Raw genomic sequence first — 17,447 nt, forward strand, 5'->3', positions numbered from 1 at the left:
CTATGGGTGCTGGAGCGCGGGACGTGGCTGCCGGTGTTCGCCTGCGTGTGCCTGGTCCTGCTTCGGTACCGCCGCGGCCAGGGCGGCGGCGATCGTCGCGACGTGCAGCACGACCATCGCGCCGGTCGGCTCGAGCACCAGCAGCGCCGGCACGCAGGCCAGCGCGGTGAGCAGCCAGGGACGCCGGCCGTGGCACGTGCCGGCGTGCGCGGTGTGCAGCAGGTACCAGCCCAGCAGCAGGTGGATCAGGTTCTGCAGCGGGTCGACCTTGAACACGACCAGCGTGCCCGCCGCGCCCGCGAACCCGGTGACCACGAACCCGAGGACGCCGAGCACGCCGTAGCCGGCGCCGAGGGTGACCGCGAGCCGGGTGCGGTGGGTCTCGCGGGTGCGGCTGGGGCTGAGCGCGGCGTTGCGCTCGAAGCGGTGGAACACCGCCAGGACGGGCAGGAGCAGCAGCACCAGCACGGCCAGCCAGCGCGGTTTGGTGGCGACCCAGTCGAACGCGGCCGGTGAGTCCAGCAGGCCCAGCACGCCGATCACGGCGGCCAGCACGGTGAGGTAGCCGAGGTAGACCGTCATCGGCGCGGTCCGGGCGAACTCGACCACCCGCCACGGCCTGCTGCCCGCGAGCCAGGCCGTGACGCGGGGCTTGAGCAGCAGCACCAGGCAGATCTGGGCCAGGCCGAGCACGAGCAGGCACACGGTGGGCGGGCTGAGGTTCGAGCTGCCCTCGCCGGGCAGCGGCATCATCGTGCGCGGGTAGCCGCCGAACGTGATCAGCGCGAGCAGCACGGGCACGGCGGCGAGCGCGAGGACGCCGAGCACCTTGCGCGGGACGCGGTGCAGGCTGCCGTCGGCGTAGTGGAAGCCGAGCTGTTGCAGCAGCAGCGCGCCCAGCACCAGGTTGAGGTAGCCGCCGGGGCGCCAGGGGAAGCCGATGCGGGCCAGGTCGACCACGATCATGGCGGCGACCAGCGCGACCGGCGTGACCAGGCGGGCGTGGCGGTGCAGCCAGGCCATGACGGGGGTGGCGGCGACCGCGACCAGGTACAGGCCCAGGAACCACAGCGGGTGCGCGATGAGCCGGCCGAACATCTCCACCCGCGACTTGTCCACGTCGAGCAGTTCGAGCGGCAGCGGGAGGACCAGCCAGGCCAGCACGAACGCCAGCACGGGCCGCAGCAGCCAGGTGATGCGCGCGGCCAGGTAGCGGCCGTAGCCGCCCTGCTCGGCCTGCACGGCGTGCCAGCCGACGAGGTTGGCGTGGCCGCCCGCGAAGTAGAAGACCGGGATGGCCTGCAACGCCCAGGTGAGCAGCCACAGCCAGGTCGCGCTCACGCCCGCCCAGTGCAGGACGGTGATCAGCGACTGCCCGATCACCACCAGGGCGAGCGCGCCGAGCCGCAGGAACGTGGCGTAGCGGTCGGGGGTGGCCCGTGGCCGGGGCGCGTCGACGGGGTCGTCGGGACCCGCGCCGTGCCTGCGGCGGTCGGCCAGGCCGGGCAGGCGGGCGAGCAGGAGGAACACCACGACCGCGCTGCCGAAGCCCCACGCGAGGACGGGCTCGTGACCGGGCGGTCCCCAGCGCTGCCGCCACGAGTTGAACTCCAGGCCCGCCGCGTAGAGCTGGGCGGTCGCGTGGCACCGGGCCGCATGGCCGCGCGGGTTGACCTCGCACTGGGCGTGCATGTCGTGGGCGAGGCGGGCGTCGAGGGACTTGCGGGCGTCCGGGCCGAGCGGGCGGCCCTTGTGCTCGGCGTAGCGGAGCAGGTCGTAGCCCAGGTCGTGGGCCTTGCAGCCGGTGCCGAAGTCCCACTCGGTGTCCCCGGCGGGCCCGGAGCAGCCGCCGTTCGGGTCGATGGCCCGGGCGGACCCGTCGGCCCCGACGACCACCACGGGTCGGCGCTTGGTGACTTCGCCGAAGTCGGCCGGGAACTCCAGGAGCGGGTTCACCGCGTCGGGGTGGGCCATCGCCTCGACGGCCTTCGCCGCGACCGCGACGTCGCCCTTGAGCGGCGAGGTGTCCGTCGCGCCCGCCGGCCTGGACGCGATCACGCCGCACACGAACACGGCGAGCGCCACGAGCACGAACCGGAACCAGGCGGGCAGACGGGCGAGCAACCGGAGCCCCGGCCACCCCCCGGTGGTGTTCACCGCCACGTCACCCATCGGTAGCCGAGCGTACGCGAGAGTCCTACCCCCAGCCCGCGAGAGTCCTACGTTCGGAACGCGTGTGTCCTACGTTCGGAACACCCGAGTTGAACGCTCGGCACACGCGACCCGCGCCGTCCCGGCACGTCACGGCTGGACGGGCAGCGCTCCCGACAACGACGCCAGCGCCATCTGCGACAGCAGTGCCGCCATCTGGTCGCGGTCCAGGTGGGCGCTGTGCGGCGTGGAGTTGATCAGGCCGAACACGGCGTGCGCCGCCGCACGGGCGGTCGGCTCGTCCACTTCCGGCGACGTCTTGCGGATCGTCTCCACCCACACCTCGACGTAGCGCCGCTGGAGCGCCCGCACCCGCCGCCGGTCCGGGTCGGTCAGGTTCGCCAGGTTGCGGATCTGCACGGTGATCAGCGCGGGGTCGTCCAACGCGAAGTCGACGTGCCACCGGATCAATTCCCGCAGCGCGTGCGCCGGGTCGCCGGAGGCGGCCACCCGGTTCAGCCCGCCGTCCAGCAGCCGTTCGCTGATGGACGTCAGCATCTCGCCGAGCATCGCGTCCTTGCTGCGGAAGTGGCGGTACAGCGCCGGCCCGGAAATCCCCACGGCGGCGCCGATGTCGTCGATGCCGACGCCGTGGAAGCCGTGCCGGGCGAACAGTTCGGCGGCGGCGGCCAGGATCTGGTCGCGGCGGGTTTGCTTCGCTGGCTCGGCTGACACGCGGCCCATCTTAAACGCCCAGCCCAGTCCACGTAAACGGGCGTTAACCTGGCCGTCGCCGCGCGATCACCGACCAGTGGCCGAAACGCGTAGTTAACTCTTGACCCACTCTTTTTATATAGGACTACTTACTGGTAACCCTTGTTGTGCTCCGCATCACACCCTGCGTTGTTTCCCTCCGGGAGGCTCCGATGCGCCTTGTCCGAACCCTGTCCAGCGCGGCGCTGGCACTCGTCGCCACGCTGGCACTCGTCGTGCCGGCGGAAGCCGCCGCCGCCAACTACGTCGCGCTCGGCGACTCCTACTCGTCCGGAACGGGCACCGGCTCGTACTACAGCGACTCCGGTAGCTGCAAGCGCAGCCAGTACAGCTACCCGGCCCTCTGGGCGGCGTCGCACGCGCCCGCGTCGTTCAAGTTCGTCGCCTGCTCCGGCGCCAAGACCGGTGACGTGCTCGCCAACCAGGTCAGCGCCCTGAGTGCGACGACCTCCCTGGTCAGCATCTCGATCGGTGGGAACGACGCCGGCTTCACCGACGTGATCACCGCCTGCACCTTCGGCTCCGACTCGACCTGCACCACCCGGGTCAACCAGGCCAAGGCCTACGCCACGGGCACCCTGCCCGCCCTGCTGGACAACGTCTACACGCAGATCCGCACCCGCGCGCCGTCCGCCACGGTCGTCGTGCTCGGCTACCCGCGGCTCTACAAGGTGCCGGGCAGCTGCTCGGTCGGCCTGAGCGACACCAAGCGCGCGGCGATCAACTCCGCCGCCGACACCCTGCACCAGGTGATCTCCGGCCAGGCGGGCGCCAAGTCGTTCTCCTACCGCGACCTGCGCACCCCGTTCACCGGGCACGAGATCTGCTCCGACGACTGGTGGATGAACAGCCTGACCTGGCCGGTGGAGGAGTCCTACCACCCGAACCGCAACGGCCAGCGCCTCGGCTACCTGCCGCAGCTCACCGCCGTCACGGGCTGACCTGTTCGGTCGTCACACCGGAGGGGGCCGCACCCGCGGCCCCCTCCGGCTTGTGAACTGGAGTTAACAAGCGCTAACATCGCCTCAGGTTAACGACGGCTAACCGCGAGGAGTTCGATGGACGCCCCGGTGCTGCGCAGCACGGCCGACAAGTCGGCCGACGCCTTCCGGCGCTACCACGACGAGCACGCCCGGCTCGTGGCGGAACTGCGCGCCAAGCTCGGCCGAGCCGCCCTCGGCGGCCCGGAGAAGTCACGGACCCGGCACGTGGAGCGCGGCAAGCTGCTGCCCCGCGACCGGGTCGACGCGCTGCTCGACCCCGGTTCGCCGTTCCTCGAGCTGTCACCGCTGGCCGCGGACGGCATGTACGGCGACGAAGCGCCCGCCGCCGGCGTCATCACGGGCGTCGGCCGCGTGTCCGGCCGCGAGGTCGTCATCGTCGCCAACGACGCCACCGTCAAAGGCGGCACCTACTACCCGCTGACGGTGAAGAAGCACCTGCGCGCCCAAGAGGTCGCGTTGCAGAACCACCTGCCGTGCGTCTACCTGGTGGACTCCGGCGGCGCGTTCCTGCCCCGGCAGGACGAGGTGTTCCCCGACCGCGAGCACTTCGGCCGGATCTTCTTCAACCAGGCCACCATGTCCGCCCGCGGCATCCCGCAGGTCGCCGCCGTGCTCGGCTCGTGCACCGCCGGCGGCGCGTACGTGCCCGCGATGTCGGACGAGGCGGTCATCGTGCGCGGCCAGGGCACCATCTTCCTCGGCGGCCCGCCGCTGGTGAAGGCCGCGACCGGCGAGGTCGTCACAGCCGAGGAGCTGGGCGGCGGCGAACTGCACTCGCGCACGTCCGGCGTCACCGACCACCTCGCGGAGGACGACGCGCACGCGCTGCGGATCGTGCGCTCGATCGTCAGCACGCTGGGTCCGCGCGCGCCGCGCCCGTGGCAGGTCGAACCGGCCGCGGAGCCCGCCGTCGACCCCGCCGAGCTGTACGGCGTCGTGCCGACCGACAGCCGCACGCCCTACGACGTGCGCGAGGTGATCGCCCGGATCGTCGACGGCAGCCGGTTCCAGGAGTTCAAGAAGGAGTACGGCGCGACGCTGGTCACCGGGTTCGCCCGGATCCACGGCCACCCGGTCGGCATCGTGGCCAACAACGGCGTGCTGTTCGGCGAGTCGGCGTTGAAGGGCGCGCACTTCATCCAGCTGTGCGACCAGCGCAGCGTGCCGCTGGTGTTCCTGCAGAACATCAGCGGGTTCATGGTCGGCCGCGAGTACGAGGCGGCGGGCATCGCCAAGCACGGCGCGAAGATGGTGACGGCGGTGGCGTGCGCGCGGGTGCCGAAGTTCACCGTGGTCATCGGCGGGTCGTTCGGCGCGGGCAACTACTCGATGTGCGGCCGGGCCTACTCGCCCCGGTTCCTGTGGATGTGGCCCAACGCCCGCATCTCGGTGATGGGCGGCGAGCAGGCGGCCTCGGTGCTGGCGACCGTGCGGCGCGACCAGCTCGGCGACGCGTGGTCGGCGGAGGACGAAGAGGCGTTCAAGGCGCCGATCCGGCAGCAGTACGAGGACCAGGGCAACCCGTACTACTCCACGGCCCGGCTCTGGGACGACGGCGTGATCGACCCCCTCGACACGCGGATGGTGCTGGGCCTGGCGTTGTCCACGGCGGCGAACGCCCCGATCGAGCCGGTTTCCTACGGCGTCTTCCGGATGTGATGGGCATGGTGCGCCAAGGGATGTTCGACAGCGTTCTGGTGGCCAACCGCGGCGAGATCGCGGTGCGCGTGATCCGCGCGCTGCGGCGGTTCGGCATCCGCTCGGTCGCGGTCCACAGCGACGCGGACGCCGACGCGCTGCACGTGCGGATGGCGGATGTCGCGGTGCGGATCGGACCCGCGTCGGCGCGGGAGAGCTACCTGTCGGTCGAGCGGATCGTCGAGGCGGCGCTCTCGACGGGCGCGCAGGCCGTGCACCCCGGGTACGGGTTCCTCGCCGAGAACGCGGAGTTCGCGCGGGCGTGCGAGAAGGCCGGGCTGGTGTTCATCGGGCCGCCCGCCGAGGCGATCGAGGCGATGGGCGACAAGATCCGCGCCAAGCTGACCGTCGCGGCGGCCGGCGTGCCCGTGGTGCCGGGTCGGACCGAGGTCGGGATGACCGACGACGACCTCGTGCTCGCGGCGGACGAGATCGGGTTCCCGGTGCTGCTGAAGCCGTCCGCCGGCGGTGGCGGCAAGGGCATGCGGCTCGTGGAGTCCGGCGACGGCCTGCGCGACGCCATCGAGTCGGCACGGCGGGAGGCGCGCGGGTCGTTCGGCGACGACGCCTTGCTGATCGAGCGGTTCATCGGCAACCCGCGGCACGTCGAGATCCAGGTGATGGCCGACGCGCACGGCGGCGTGACGCACCTCGGCGAGCGCGAGTGCAGCCTGCAGCGGCGACACCAGAAGATCATCGAAGAGGCGCCGTCGCCGCTGGTCACGCCCGAGATGCGGGCCGCGATGGGCGCGGCGGCGGTGGAGGCCGCCCGGTCCGTCGGGTACGTCGGGGCGGGCACGGTCGAGTTCATCGTCGACGGCGCGTCCGGTGACTACTTCTTCATGGAGATGAACACGCGGCTCCAGGTCGAGCACCCCGTGACCGAGCTCGCGACCGGCGTGGACCTGGTCGAGTGGCAGTTGCGGGTGGCCGCGGGCGAACCGCTCGGGTTCACGTCGGTGGAGATGACCGGGCACGCGGTCGAAGCGCGCGTCTACGCGGAAGACCCGGCACGGGGCTTCCTGCCGACCGGCGGGACGGTGCTCGCGTTGGAGGAGCCGTCCGACGTGCGGGTGGACTCCGCGTTGCGGGTCGGGCTGACCGTCGGCAGCGACTACGACCCCATGCTGGCCAAGGTGATCGCGCACGGGGCGACGCGCGAGGAGGCGTTGCGCAGGCTGCACGCCGCTCTGGGCCGGTTCACGGTGCTCGGCGTGACCACGAACATCCCGTTCCTGCGAGCCTTGCTGCGCGACCCGGACGTCCGGTCGGGCGACCTCGACACCGGTCTGGTGGAGCGCAAGCTCGACACCCTGGTGGCCGTGCGGCGGCCGGACGAGGTGCTGGCCGCCGCCGCGCTGGAACGGCAGCTCTCGCTGGGCGGTGACGACCCGTGGACGCGGGCCGACGGCTGGAGGGTGGGCGAGCACGCCTGGACCCGGTGGCTGATCGACGGCGTCGAGGTGCGCGTGCGCGGCGACGAGGTGTCGGTCGCGGGCGGCGAACCGTCCAGGCACACCGTTCGGGTCGACGGCAGCAGGCTCACCGTGGACGGCCGGCCGTACGCGATGCACCGCGACGGGGACGTGCTCTGGCTGGGCCGGGACGGTCACGCGTGGGCGCTCACCGAGACCCGGCCGTCCGAGGTCGCGGCCTCGGGGGTCGTCGCGGGCGGCGGCCCCGTCACCAGCCCCATGCCCGGCACGGTGCTCCTGGCGCGGGTCGCCCGGGGCGAGCACGTGACGGCCGGGCAGGCGCTGTTCGTGGTCGAAGCGATGAAGATGGAGCACACCGTCACGTCACCCGTGGCCGGCGTGCTCACCGAAGTGCACGTCCAGGCGGGCCAACAGGTCGCGCTGGACCAACCCCTTGCCGTCGTCGTGCCCCACGAGGAGTGAGCGATGTTGGACTTCCGCCTTGACGAGGAATACGAGGCGTTGCGCAAGACCGTCGAGGAGTTCGCCCGCGAAGAGGTCGCGCCGGTCATCGGCGGGTTCTACGAGCGCGAGGAGTTCCCCTACGACATCGTCGCCAAGATGGGGCGGATGGGGCTGTTCGGGCTGCCGTTCCCGGAGGAGCACGGCGGGATGGGCGGCGACTACTTCGCGTTGTGCCTGGCGCTGGAAGAACTGGCGCGGGTCGACTCGTCCGTGGCGATCACGCTGGAAGCCGGCGTCTCGCTGGGGTCTATGCCGGTGTTCCGGTTCGGCTCGGCCGAGCAGAAGGCGGCCTGGCTGCCCCGGTTGTGCGCCGGCGAGGTGCTCGGCGCGTTCGGGCTCACCGAGCCCGGCGGCGGGTCGGACGCGGGCGCGCTGCGCACCACCGCCCGGGTCGACGGCGACGAGTGGGTGATCAACGGCACCAAGGCGTTCATCACCAACTCCGGCACGGACATCACCGGCCTGGTCACGGTGGCGGCGGTGACCGGGCGGCGGGAGAACGGCAAGCCGGAGATCTCGGCGATCATCGTGCCGTCGGGCACGCCGGGGTTCTCGGTGTCGCGCAAGTACTCCAAGGTCGGGTGGAACGCGTCGGACACGCGTGAGCTGTCCTTCCAGGACTGCCGCGTGCCGCTGGCCAACCTGGTCGGCGAGCGCGGGCGGGGGTACGCGCAGTTCCTGCAGACGTTGGACGAGGGCCGGGTGGCGATCGCGGCCGTCGGCGTCGGCCTGGCGCAGGGGTGCGTGGACGAGTCGCTGAAGTACGCGGGTGAGCGGGAGGCGTTCGGCCACCGGATCGGCGCGTACCAGGCCATCCAGTTCAAGATCGCCGAGATGGAGGCGCGCACGCACACCGCGCGGCTCGCGTACTACCAGGCGGCGGCGAAGATGCTGCGCGGCGAGCCGTTCAAGCGGGAGGCGGCGATCGCGAAGCTGGTGTCGTCGGAGGCGGCGATGGACAACGCGCGTGAGGCGACGCAGATCTTCGGCGGGTACGGGTTCATGAACGAGTACCCGGTGGGCCGCTTCTACCGGGACGCCAAGATCCTGGAGATCGGCGAGGGCACCAGCGAGGTGCAGAAGATGCTGATCGCCCGCGACCTGGGCCTCCACTAACCCGAGAGTCCAACGCTCACGCCGCGAGAGTCCAACGTTCGGGGCGCGAGAGTCCAACGTTCAGAGCACCTGAGTTCAACGCTCGGGCATACCCGCCGGTATGCCCGAGCGTTGAACTCGGGGTCCGTGAGCGTTGGACTCTCGAGCTGTGGACGTTGGACTCTCGCGGTCAGGGGAACTTGCCGTGGCGGCCTTCGCCGGAGTGGAAGCGGCGCAGGCCCTTCTCCACCTCGGTCAGCGCGACGAGGCCGTGGGACAGCTCGTTGGCCAGGGCGTCGGGTTCCGGCAGGTCCTCCTGCTCCAGCAGCGACAAGCGGTCGCGGCGCAGGCCCACCTGGGGGAACCCGGACAGTTCGAGCGCCAGGGACTCCGCCGCGGCACGTGAGGTGCCGGAAGGCACCACGCGGTTCGCCAGGCCGATCCGCAGCGCCTCGCCGGAGTGCACCGGCCGTCCCGTCAGCACCAGGTCCATCGCCCGCGACGCGCCGATCAACCGGGGCAGCCGCACGGTCCCGCCGTCGATCAGCGGCACGCCCCACCGCCGCGAGTACACGCCGAACACGGCGTCCTCGTCGGCCACCCGCAGGTCGCACCACAGCGCCAGCTCCAGCCCGCCCGCCACCGCGTGCCCGGACACCGCCGCGATCACCGGTTTCGACAACCGCAACCGCGTCGGACCCATCGGGCCGGACGGCGATTCCGCGTCGTTGCCCCGGGGCGTGCCCAGCGCCTTCAGGTCGGCGCCCGAGCAGAACGTGCCGCCCTCGCCGTGCAGCACGGCCACCGCCGCGGTCGGGTCCTCGTCGAACTCGCGGAACACCTCGGTCAACGTGTGCGCGGTCGGCCCGTCCACCGCGTTGCGCACGGCGGGCCGGTTCAGCAGGACGGTGAACACCGGCCCGGACCGCTCAACCCGGACGGCGCTCACGGCTTCGGCAGCCCTCGTTCCACGATGGCCCCGAAGTCCACGCCGCGCGGCAGCGTGCCGAACGCCACGCCCCAGTCGCCGGACAGCCGTGACGCGCAGAACGCGTCCGCCACCGCCGGGTGCCCGTACCGCACCAGCAGCGCACCCTGCAACGCCAACGCCATCCGCTCCACCACCCGGCGCGCCCGCACTTCGAGGTCATCGGTGTCGATCAGCTCATCCTTGAGCCCTTGGACGGCCGCGTCCAGCCGCCGATCGGCACCGCGCGCCGCGTCCAATTCGCCGAAGAACTCCGCCACCGCTTCCGGTGACCGCCCGAGGGCGCGCAGCGCGTCCAGCGCGGCCACGTTGCCCGAACCCTCCCAGATGGACATCAACGGCGACTCGCGGAACAGCCGCGGCATCCCCGAGTCCTCGATGTACCCGTTGCCGCCCAGGCACTCCAGTGCTTCGGCGGCGTGCGCGGGAGCCCGCTTGCACACCCAGTACTTGCTCACCGCGAGCCCCAGCCGGCTGCGGTTGCCCGCGAGCCACAGCGCCACCGTGGTCGCCGCCTCGGACTCCACCGCCAGGTCGGCCAGCACGTTGCGCATGGCGGGCTGGTCGACCAGGTACGCGCCGAACGCCTTGCGGTGTGCCGCGTGGTGCGTGGCCTGGGTCAGCCCCAGCCGCATCCCGGACGCCGAGCCGAGCACGCAGTCCAGCCGGGTCATGTTGACCATCTCGATGATGGTCCGCACGCCCTGCCCCTCCTCGCCGACGAGCCACCCGACCGCGCCGTCGTACTCCAGCTCCGCGGACGCGTTGGACTTGTTGCCGAGCTTGTCCTTGAGCCGCTGGAGGAACATCGCGTTGCGCGTGCCGTCGGGCAGCACGCGCGGCAGCACGAAGCACGACAGGCCGCCCGGCGCCTGCGCGAGGGTCAGGAACAGGTCCGACATCGGCGCGGAGGTGAACCACTTGTGCCCGGTCAGCACGTGGTGGTCGGCGACGGGCACGGCGCGCGTGGTGTTGGCCCGCACGTCCGAGCCGCCCTGCTTCTCGGTCATCGACATGCCCGCGATCAACCCGCGCTTCGACGACGGCGCGCGCAGCCCGAAGTCGTACTCCCGTGCCGCCAGCAGCGGTTCGTACTTCTCGGCCAAAGCGGGCGTGCGGCGCAAAGCGGGCACGGCGGCGTAGGTCATCGAAATCGGACACCCGTGGCCCGCTTCCGCTTGGCTCCACACGTAGAACTTGGCCGCGCGGGCGACGTGCGCGCCCGGCCGGTCGTCCCGCCACGGCGCCGCGTGCAGGCCGTTGGCGACGGCCGTGCCCATCAGCTCGTGCCAGGCGGGGTGGAACTCGACCTCGTCGACCCGGCGCCCGTACCGGTCGTGGGTGTGCAGCACGGGCGGGTGCGCGTTGGCCAGCCGTCCCAGGTCTTGGACGTGCGGTGTGCCCGCGAGCACGCCCAACGCGCGCACCTCGGGTTCGGCCCACTCCGCGCCGCCGCGCCGCAGTCCGTCCAGCAACGCCGGGTCGGCGGAGACGTCGTGCCCTTCCAGTGGCGGGACCTGGTTGGTCACCTCATGAGTGGCGTGGGTCATAACCACCTAGCGTACTACCCGTCGGTAACTTGCGGGGGCCGGAAATTTGGGGGTGCTGATCAAGCTCCGGCGGCCTAACGTCGGTGCCGTGAGGGATCACCGGCAGGTTCAGGAGTCCGGCCACGAGCGGGCCGTGGCCGCGTTGCGCGGTCAGTACGCGGCGATCCCGGCCGGTGCGCCGGTGCGGCTGGCCAAGTCGACGTCGAACCTCTTCCGGTTCCGCGCCGACCAGTCCGGCGGCCTCGACGTCGCCCGGTTCGACCAGGTCCTGTCGGTGGACGCCGACGCGCGGACCGCGCAGGTCCAGGGCATGACGACCTACGAGCACCTGGTCGACGCGACCCTGCCGCACGGTCTCATGCCGCTGGTCGTGCCGCAGCTCAAGACGATCACGCTGGGCGGCGCCGTGGCGGGTCTGGGCATCGAGTCCAGCTCCTTCCGCAACGGCCTGCCGCACGAGTCCGTGCGCGAGCTGGAGATCATGACGGGCGACGGCGAGGTCGTGGTCGTCGGTCCGGAGGACGACCTGTTCCGCGGGTTCCCGAACTCCTACGGCACGCTCGGCTACACGCTGCGGCTGGAGATCGAGCTGGAACCGGTGAAGCCGTACGTGCGGCTGCGGCACGTGCCGTTCGCCGACGCGGCCGAGTGCGCGCGGATGCTCGCCGAGGTCTGCGCGGACGGCTCCTACCAGGGCGAACCGGTCGACTTCGTCGACGGGACGGTGTTCTCCGGCACCGAGCAGTACGTGACGCTGGCGAACTGGTCCGACACCGCGCCGTTCACGTCGGACTACACCGGCAACCAGATCTACTACCGGTCCATCCAGCGGCGCAGCGTCGACTACCTGACCGTGCGCGACTACCTGTGGCGGTGGGACACCGACTGGTTCTGGTGCTCGCGCGCGTTCGGCGTGCAGCACCCGGTGGTGCGGCGGCTCGTGCCGAAGCGCTACCTGCGGTCGGACGTGTACCGCAAGGTGGTGGCCTGGGACCGGCGGCACAAGCTGTCCGACCGGCTGAACAAGGCGGTGCAGGAACCGGTGATCCAGGACGTGGAGATCCCGGTGGACCGGCTCGCCGAGTTCCTGGACTTCTTCCACCGGGAGATCGGCATCAGCCCGGTGTGGCTGTGCCCGGTGCGGCTGCGCCGCCGGGCGGACGGCAGCCGCGCGGCCTGGCCGCTGTACCCGATGGACCCCGAGGTGCTGTACGTCAACGTCGGCTTCTGGTCGACGGTGTCGCTGCGGCCCGACGAGGAGCTGGGCAGCCGGAACCGGCTGATCGAGGACAAGGTCACGGAACTGGGCGGGCACAAGTCCCTGTACTCCGACTCGTATTACGGCGAGGAGGAGTTCTGGGACAACTACAACGGCCCGACCTACCAGGACCTGAAGAAGCGGTACGACCCGGCGGGCCGGCTGCCCGATTTGTACGCCAAGTGTGTTCTCCGTAGGTGAAGGGAGCCGGGGCCAGATGCGGTTGGCGGAGGTGTTCCAGCGGGCGGTCGGAGGCGGCGCGTCCGTGCGGTTCAGCGCGTACGACGGAAGCCATGCGGGGCCGGCCGACGCGGGTGTGAGCATCGAGGTGCGCACACCGGAGGCGTTGTCCTACCTGGCGTCGGCGCCGGGTGAGCTGGGGCTGGCGCGCGCGTACGTGACCGGGCACCTGGAGATCATCGGTGACGTGTACGGGGCGTTGAAGCAGCTCTCCGAGATCTCGTTGCGCGAGGTGCCCTGGGGCGAGCGGGTGGAGCTGCTGGCCACGCTCGGGCGCACCAGGTTGGGCACGAAGATCGAGGTGCCGCCGCAGGAGCGCCGGTTGCGCGGCCTGCGGCACTCGAAGGCGCGCGACCGCGAGGCGATCGCGCACCACTACGACGTGTCGAACACGTTCTACGAGTGGGTCCTCGGTCCGTCCATGGCGTACACGTGCGCCGTGTACCCGACGGCGGAGTCCACCTTGGAGGAGGCGCAGTTCGCCAAGCACGACCTGGTGGCGCGCAAGCTCGGGCTGAAGCCGGGCATGCGGCTGCTGGACGTGGGCTGCGGCTGGGGCGGCATGGTCATGCACGCCGCGCGGGAGTACGGCGTGCAGGCCCTGGGCGTGACGTTGTCCCGCAACCAGGCGGAGTGGGCGCAGAAGGCGATCGTGGAGGCGGGCCTGTCGGACCTGGCCGAGGTGCGCTACCTCGACTACCGGGACGTGCGGGAGTCCGGCTTCGACGCGGTCAGCTCGATCGGCCTGACCGAGCACATCGGGAAGGCGAAGCTGCCCGCGTACTTCCGGTCGCTGTACGACAAGCTCAAGCCGGGCGGGCGGATGCTCAACCACTGCATCACCCGGCCGGACAACAAGCAGCCGGCGCGGACCGGCGGGTTCATCAACCGGTACGTGTTCCCGGACGGCGAGCTGGTCGGGCCGGGCCACCTCGTGTCGTTGATGCACGACACCGGGTTCGAGGTGCGGCACGAGGAGAACCTGCGCGAGCACTACGCCATGACGCTGGCGGGGTGGTGCGAGAACCTGGAGAAGCACTGGGACGACGCGGTGACCGAGGTCGGCCTCGGTCGGGCGCGGGTGTGGCGGCTGTACCTGGCCGCGTCCCGGCTGGGCTTCGAGCGCAACAACATCCAGCTGCACCAGGTGCTGGGCGTGAAGCTGGACGGCACCACGTCGCACATGCCGCTGCGCCCGGAGTGGCTCGGCTGACGCACCCGGCGGCGTGCGGTCCCGACCGCACGCCGCCACGCGTGTCCTACGTCCAGAACGCGCGTGTCCCACGTTCGGAACACCCGAGTTGAACGCTCAGGGCAGGCCGCGGCGACGAACACCCCGACCACGTGGGATGGGCGCACGTGGCCGGGGTGGGGCAGGGCGGGTCGGCGTCACCCCAGCTGGTCGATGATCTGCCGCACCTGGTTGGCCGGGATCGCGAAGCCGATGCCCACGCTGCCCGCCTGACCGCTGTCCGACGCGGGCGAGTAGATCGCCGAGTTGATGCCGACGACCTCGCCCGCCGCGTCGACCAGCGGCCCGCCCGAGTTGCCCGGGTTGATCGACGCGTCGGTCTGGATCGCCTGGTAGCTGACCGCCGACGACCCGCGCCGGCCGGTCGACGTGCCCGGCACGGTCACCGTGCGGTCGAGCGCGCTGACGATGCCCGACGTCACGGTGCCCTGAAGCCCTTCGGGCGAGCCGATCGCCACGACCTCGTCACCGATCTTCACCTGGTCGGAGTCGCCGAACTTCGCCGGCGTCAGCCCGCTCACCCCCGACGCCTGCACGACCGCCAGGTCGCTCGACGCGTCCGCGCCCACCACGGTGGCGTCCACGGTCCGCCCGTCGCTCAACGTCACGGTCACCTGCTGCGCGCCCGCCACCACGTGGTTGTTGGTCAGGATGCGCCCGTCCGCGCTCAGCACCACCCCGGACCCGAGGCCCTGGCCCTGCGCCGACACGACGTTCACCTGCACCACGCTCGGCAGCACGCGGGCCGCGACCCCCGAAACGTCCACAGTGGACGAGGCGTTCATCGCGACCTGGCTGCTCACCGGGGTTTGCGCGACGGGTGAGGCGTTCATCGCGCCGACCACCCCGCCGGTGACGCCGCCGAGCACCGCGGCGGCCAGCGCCGCCGAGGCCACGACCGCACCGGTGCGGCGCCGCCAGAACGGCGCCCGCTCCTCCAACGACCCGCGCACGGCGGGGAAGTCCTCTGTCGTCATGAACCCAGGTTGGTCCTCGACCCTATGCGCAACCTGAGCGGCGGGTCAGGACTTGCCAAGAATTCCGCGCACCTGCTCGGCGGTCAGCAGCGCCGACCCGAACAGCGGTCCCTGCGCGCCCGTCACCCCCAGCTCCACCAGCCGTCGCGCCTCGAACCGGGTGCGCACGCCCGCCGCGAACAGCGGCAGCCCCAACGTCCGCGACCACGTGAGCAGCGCCACGGCCGCGCTCTCCTCGACCGGGTCCGCGCCCTCGGCCAGGCCGTGCACCGGGGAGCCCTGGAACTTCACCGCGGTCAGCGGTAACCGCCGTAACCGGTCGAGCGGCACGTTGCCGCCGCCGACCTGGTCGAGCACCAGCCGCACGCCGTGCCCGGCCAGGTAGGTCAGCTCCTCCACCTGGTCCTCGTTGATCAACGCGGGCAGCTGCTCGCCCAGCTCGAACTGCAACAGCCGCGCCGGCAGCCCGCACTCGCGCAACGCCTGCCGCACGGTCGCCACCAGCTCCGGCTCCTGGCACTCCCGGGCGGTCAGGTCCATGCTCAGCACGGGCGCCGCGTCACCGAACTCGGCGTGCCAGCGGCCCGCGTCGGCGCAGGCCTGCGCGATTGACCACTTGCCCAGCCGCGCGGCCATCCCGGTGCACGTCGACAGCGACACCAGCTCCTGCGGGTCGAGCACGCCCTCCGTCGGGTGGTCCCACCGCAGCCGCGCCTCGACGGCCAGCAGCGCGCCGTCCACCAGCGAGTGCACCGGCTCGTAGTCGACCCGGAACTCGCCCTGCTCCAACCCGCCCGCGATGGACGCGGCCAACCGCATCCGGGCGCGTTCCCGCTGGTCGCGCTCCTTGTCGTAGAGCGCCCACTGCGCCTTGCCGTCGTCCTTGGCCCACCGCACGGTCAGGTCGACGCAGCGCAGCAGCTCGGCCGCGTCCGCACCGCGCGCGGGCCGCACCACGATGCCGACGCTGGCGGTCACGCCGATGCCGTCGTCCTCCACCCACACGGGTTCGGCGAGCTGCTCGACGGCGGACTCGGCGAGCGACACCACCGTCGCCACGTCCGCCGGGTCGTGGATCAGCACGGCGAACTCGTCCGGCCCGATCCGGGCCAGCTTCCCGACCTCGTCGAACACCGACCGCAGGTGCCCGGCGACCGCGGTCAGGATCCGGTTGCCGACCTCATGCCCGTACGCGTCGTTGACCACCCGGAACCCGTCGAGGTCGAACACGACAAGCGCGAGGGTGGCGGGGCCGCGGGAGCCGACCGCGCTCTCCAGCCAGCCCACGAACTGGGACCGGTTGGCCAGGCCGGTCTGCATGTCGTGCAGGCTCTGGCGCACCAGCTGCGTCTGCAGCGCGCGGACCTCGTCCAGGCTCTCCATCATGGTGACGTAGAAGGCGGGCGCGCCGTCGTCGTCGCGCACCAGGGCGAGGGCGATGAGCACGTTGACGAGTTCGCCGTCGGCGCGGATCAGCCGGGTCTCGGCGCGCACGTGCTCCTGGCCGTTGTGCAGGCGCTGGGCGGCGTGCGAGATCACTTGGCGCTCGTCCGGGTGGAGCAGGTCGCGGCCGCGCGTCCCGATCAGCTCGTCGGCGGTGCGGTCCAGCAGGGCGAGCATGGCGTCGTTGCAGTCGAGGATCACGCCGTTGGCGTCGGAGACCGTGATGGCCAACGCCGAGGTCTGGAACACGGCGCGGAACTTCGCTTCACCCGCCCGCACCGCGGATTCGGCCGATCGAGTGGTTCTCAGCTCGTGGTGCTGTTCCTGCTCGTCCAGCGAGCGCTGGCACAGCGCGTCGGTGAACCCGGCGGCCAACGCGCCCAGCGCGGCCATCAGGCGGCCGGGCTCGACGTCGGCGGCCAAGTGCTCGCCGACGAACGCGAGCGTCCGCTCCAGCGTCTCGGAGGCGGCCAGCCCGTGCTCGACCAGGCCGCGGCCGACCTCGCGCGCCCGTGCCGTCGACCCGTCGTCGCGGACGGCGGCGTGCAGGGTGGCGGTGAGCCCGGTGAGCAGGTCCGCCAGTCGGTCGTCGGGGGCGTCGCCGGACGTGGCGGGCGGTGGGTCGGAGGGCGGGTCGGACGGCGTCGGGGGCGGCCCGATGGCCGCAGCCCATTCACGTGCGAAGGCGACCCGGGATTGCCCGGGGTCGTCACCGAGTCTCGCCGCGCCTGCCGTTTTCATGTGGCTCTGGGTGCCATTCGTCGCTCCGACGTGCGCATTTCCTCGCCATTGTCACTCGAATGGGGTAATGCGGACCGTTGGTCCCGGTCAGCTTACCGACCACCGGTCGCCATTCGGCAAGACTATGGGTGCCGGCTTCAGCGGGCCGTGATCTTCACAGCGGCTCGATCATCGGCTGTCTGCCGCGTGGAACCGCTCCCAGGGGTGAAGGCGGATGCGCTGGTCGCGAGGCTCGACGAGGTGCGGCGACGGCGGCGGCTGTTTCACCGGTGATCTTGTGGCGGTGCCGGCATCCGGATTCAGCGACGTTCCGCGGCGGTGGTGAGAGCGCTTTCA

General features: G+C 71.7%; 12 protein-coding genes. 6 read left to right on the top strand and 6 right to left on the bottom strand.

Features of this window, described 5'->3' with window-relative positions; all coding sequences use genetic code 11:
* Nucleotides 1–2,172, bottom strand: a complete 2,172-nt coding sequence (locus tag EDD40_RS28300; protein ID WP_123745618.1) for a phospholipase A2 — start codon at nucleotides 2,170–2,172, stop codon at nucleotides 1–3.
* Between the two features lie 129 nt (nucleotides 2,173–2,301).
* Complete coding sequence (locus tag EDD40_RS28305) at nucleotides 2,302–2,886, bottom strand: SACE_7040 family transcriptional regulator (protein ID WP_236594503.1); 585 nt, start codon at nucleotides 2,884–2,886, stop codon at nucleotides 2,302–2,304.
* 191 nt (nucleotides 2,887–3,077) lie between these two features.
* Here EDD40_RS28305 and EDD40_RS28310 point away from each other — a divergent pair, with 191 nt between their 5' ends.
* From EDD40_RS28310 to EDD40_RS28325, 4 genes are all read left to right on the top strand, one after another.
* Nucleotides 3,078–3,866 carry an SGNH/GDSL hydrolase family protein gene (locus EDD40_RS28310; protein WP_123745620.1) on the top strand — a complete coding sequence of 263 codons (789 nt, stop codon included), beginning with the start codon at nucleotides 3,078–3,080 and terminating at the stop codon, nucleotides 3,864–3,866.
* 117 nt (nucleotides 3,867–3,983) lie between these two features.
* Nucleotides 3,984–5,588, top strand: coding sequence for a carboxyl transferase domain-containing protein (locus EDD40_RS28315; RefSeq protein ID WP_123745621.1), 1,605 nt, complete (start codon nucleotides 3,984–3,986; stop codon nucleotides 5,586–5,588).
* 20 nt (nucleotides 5,589–5,608) lie between these two features.
* The gene (locus tag EDD40_RS28320; RefSeq protein WP_123748342.1) at nucleotides 5,609–7,525 is read left to right on the top strand and encodes an acetyl-CoA carboxylase biotin carboxylase subunit; all 1,917 of its coding nucleotides are present in this window, start codon (nucleotides 5,609–5,611) and stop codon (nucleotides 7,523–7,525) included.
* A gap of 3 nt (nucleotides 7,526–7,528) precedes the next feature.
* Entirely contained in the window at nucleotides 7,529–8,683 is a 1,155-nt protein-coding gene (locus EDD40_RS28325) for an acyl-CoA dehydrogenase family protein (RefSeq protein WP_123745622.1), read from the top strand.
* A 169-nt stretch (nucleotides 8,684–8,852) separates the two neighbouring features.
* Here the strand turns inward: EDD40_RS28325 and EDD40_RS28330 are convergent, their stop codons facing one another.
* Both EDD40_RS28330 and EDD40_RS28335 read right to left on the bottom strand, forming a co-directional pair.
* On the bottom strand, nucleotides 8,853–9,611 hold the full coding sequence (locus EDD40_RS28330) for a crotonase/enoyl-CoA hydratase family protein (RefSeq protein ID WP_123745623.1): 759 nt from the start codon (nucleotides 9,609–9,611) through the stop codon (nucleotides 8,853–8,855).
* Entirely contained in the window at nucleotides 9,608–11,200 is a 1,593-nt protein-coding gene (locus tag EDD40_RS28335) for an acyl-CoA dehydrogenase family protein (RefSeq protein WP_123745624.1), read from the bottom strand. Before EDD40_RS28335 ends, EDD40_RS28330 begins: the two co-directional genes overlap by 4 nt.
* Before the next feature lie 88 nt (nucleotides 11,201–11,288).
* On the opposite strand from EDD40_RS28335, the gene EDD40_RS28340 reads away from it, so the two are divergent.
* The gene (locus EDD40_RS28340) at nucleotides 11,289–12,659 is read left to right on the top strand and encodes an FAD-binding oxidoreductase (protein WP_170185218.1); all 1,371 of its coding nucleotides are present in this window, start codon (nucleotides 11,289–11,291) and stop codon (nucleotides 12,657–12,659) included.
* A gap of 16 nt (nucleotides 12,660–12,675) precedes the next feature.
* A complete protein-coding gene (locus tag EDD40_RS28345) occupies nucleotides 12,676–13,911 on the top strand; it encodes an SAM-dependent methyltransferase (protein WP_123745626.1) in 1,236 nt (411 codons plus the stop codon).
* Nucleotides 13,912–14,087: 176 nt separating this feature from the next.
* On the opposite strand, the gene EDD40_RS28350 is transcribed toward EDD40_RS28345, so the two are convergent.
* Nucleotides 14,088–14,927: a S1C family serine protease gene (locus EDD40_RS28350; protein ID WP_123745627.1), complete on the bottom strand. Its 840-nt coding sequence runs from the start codon at nucleotides 14,925–14,927 to the stop codon at nucleotides 14,088–14,090.
* Between the two features lie 45 nt (nucleotides 14,928–14,972).
* Complete coding sequence (locus EDD40_RS28355) at nucleotides 14,973–17,111, bottom strand: putative bifunctional diguanylate cyclase/phosphodiesterase (RefSeq protein ID WP_123745628.1); 2,139 nt, start codon at nucleotides 17,109–17,111, stop codon at nucleotides 14,973–14,975.
* Nucleotides 17,112–17,447 lie beyond the last annotated feature (336 nt).

Source organism: Saccharothrix texasensis (genome assembly GCF_003752005.1).
In the GTDB taxonomy this organism is placed as follows: domain Bacteria; phylum Actinomycetota; class Actinomycetes; order Mycobacteriales; family Pseudonocardiaceae; genus Actinosynnema; species Actinosynnema texasense.

Excerpts from the sequence above, each read along its gene's own strand:
- EDD40_RS28315 (WP_123745621.1), top strand. The coding sequence starts at position 3,984 with ATGGACGCCCCGGTGCTGCGCAGCACGGCCGACAAGTCGGCCGACGCC.
- EDD40_RS28320 (WP_123748342.1), top strand. The coding sequence starts at position 5,609 with ATGTTCGACAGCGTTCTGGTGGCCAACCGCGGCGAGATCGCGGTGCGC.
- EDD40_RS28325 (WP_123745622.1), top strand. The coding sequence starts at position 7,529 with ATGTTGGACTTCCGCCTTGACGAGGAATACGAGGCGTTGCGCAAGACC.
- EDD40_RS28350 (WP_123745627.1), bottom strand. The coding sequence starts at position 14,927 with ATGACGACAGAGGACTTCCCCGCCGTGCGCGGGTCGTTGGAGGAGCGG.
- EDD40_RS28335 (WP_123745624.1), bottom strand. The coding sequence starts at position 11,200 with ATGACCCACGCCACTCATGAGGTGACCAACCAGGTCCCGCCACTGGAA.
- EDD40_RS28300 (WP_123745618.1), bottom strand. The coding sequence starts at position 2,172 with ATGGGTGACGTGGCGGTGAACACCACCGGGGGGTGGCCGGGGCTCCGG.
- EDD40_RS28355 (WP_123745628.1), bottom strand. The coding sequence starts at position 17,111 with ATGAAAACGGCAGGCGCGGCGAGACTCGGTGACGACCCCGGGCAATCC.
- EDD40_RS28310 (WP_123745620.1), top strand. The coding sequence starts at position 3,078 with ATGCGCCTTGTCCGAACCCTGTCCAGCGCGGCGCTGGCACTCGTCGCC.
- EDD40_RS28345 (WP_123745626.1), top strand. The coding sequence starts at position 12,676 with ATGCGGTTGGCGGAGGTGTTCCAGCGGGCGGTCGGAGGCGGCGCGTCC.